Source organism: Ruminococcus sp. XPD3002, from assembly GCA_900119535.1.
Taxonomy (GTDB): Bacteria; Bacillota; Clostridia; order Oscillospirales; family Ruminococcaceae; genus Ruminococcus; species Ruminococcus flavefaciens_H.
Window position 1 is genome coordinate 1 of the sequence record FPJT01000039.1, and the last position, 1,284, is coordinate 1,284.

General features: G+C 34.5%; 2 protein-coding genes. Both read right to left on the reverse strand.

The window, feature by feature from the left end; genetic code table 11:
• Positions 1-138: 138 nt before the first annotated feature.
• Positions 139-366 carry a hypothetical protein gene (locus tag BT127_RS16140; protein WP_075425979.1) on the reverse strand — a complete coding sequence of 76 codons (228 nt, stop codon included), beginning with the start codon at positions 364-366 and terminating at the stop codon, positions 139-141.
• A gap of 86 nt (positions 367-452) precedes the next feature.
• A complete protein-coding gene (locus BT127_RS16145) occupies positions 453-1,136 on the reverse strand; it encodes a hypothetical protein (RefSeq protein WP_075425980.1) in 684 nt (227 codons plus the stop codon).
• Positions 1,137-1,284 lie beyond the last annotated feature (148 nt).

The following is a 1,284-nucleotide window of genomic DNA, read 5'->3' on the forward strand; positions in this document are numbered from 1 at the left end:
AAAACGTCCTGACGGTAAAAGCTGTGCTTTCACTGGTTTCTGTGATTTCATTTTGATCCACCTTTCTATATATGGAGAAGGTGGTATAAACGTTACATACATTATACCACCTTCTGCTGAAAATGTAAAGAGGGGTACTTACAACGCCATGAGCTCATCAAGCTCCATGCCTGTCACATAGAGCAGATTGTCTACTCTGCCTAATGTTACATTTTCGGCGGACTTGTCGTACTCGTGAAGGGTACGTTCTCCGACCTGTAGGTAAGATGCAAGCTCTGCATCTGTAACCTCCCTCAGTTGTTGCCAGTATCTGATCTTACACCAGATTCTGCGGTACAGCGTTATACGTGATGCTTTCTTTGCCATTATGTTCACCTCCTCATTATACCCTAACGACTACTAATTTTACTTATTGTCTTTAGAACTTCTTTCTCAGGACTTTCAGTATTGATTTATATAAAGAGCTCTTCAAAGTCACACGATTCGTCTGAATAAGTAATACAACTGATATATTCTGTTTTTTTAAAAAAATTATCAATAAATATTAATTCATCATTTTCGAATTGAAATGTATAGATTTTTCCATCACCATGAATTAGTAACACATCTCCGTCATCCATGAAATCTCTGTCAAATGGCTTTTTTAAACAGACCATATAATCAGGCGAATAGCCTAGAATTACAGATCCATATGGAATGCTTCCGTGACATTTTTCTTCATAGTTTTTTATGTATATTTCATTATCTTTAATATCTTTTTTGGGTTTAAAAACTGTATAACCGTAACGCTGAAGATACCATAATAAATCATCTGAGGGACGGTTTAAAAATAATTCTTCTAAATATAAGAAATTAAGCAGAGGATCATCGAGTCTAAAACATAACATTTCTTCAATACTGTCAAATCTCTCTTCCAGATATTCTATATCATTAGCGAAATAATGAATTTTTTTATTCTCCAAATCCACGCTGATATTCAAGTTGATTTTTTCGATATAGAGATAACCCTGTATAACAAGAACATTACTCATATCACTAAAATCAGTTTCTTCCGAGTATAAATACTCTCTAGCACTTGAAATACGCTCTTTAGCGTATTCGAGATAATCTTTCTCGTTATTAAATATTTTTTTCATTTGGATTTTCCTCCTATAAATTACATCTTGCGAGCAGCCTTATGGCTGCTCATATTCTTCAGTATCATTATTAATGTTTGAAACAGGCTCAAACACAACGGTTTTGCCTCTGAGCGTTTTTATAACATTCTCTTTGCGATAGCGACTG

What these genes read in the sequence shown, in the direction of transcription:
- BT127_RS16145 (WP_075425980.1), bottom strand. Translation starts at nt 1,136, where the DNA reads ATGAAAAAAATATTTAATAACGAGAAAGATTATCTCGAATACGCTAAA.
- BT127_RS16140 (WP_075425979.1), bottom strand. Translation starts at nt 366, where the DNA reads ATGGCAAAGAAAGCATCACGTATAACGCTGTACCGCAGAATCTGGTGT.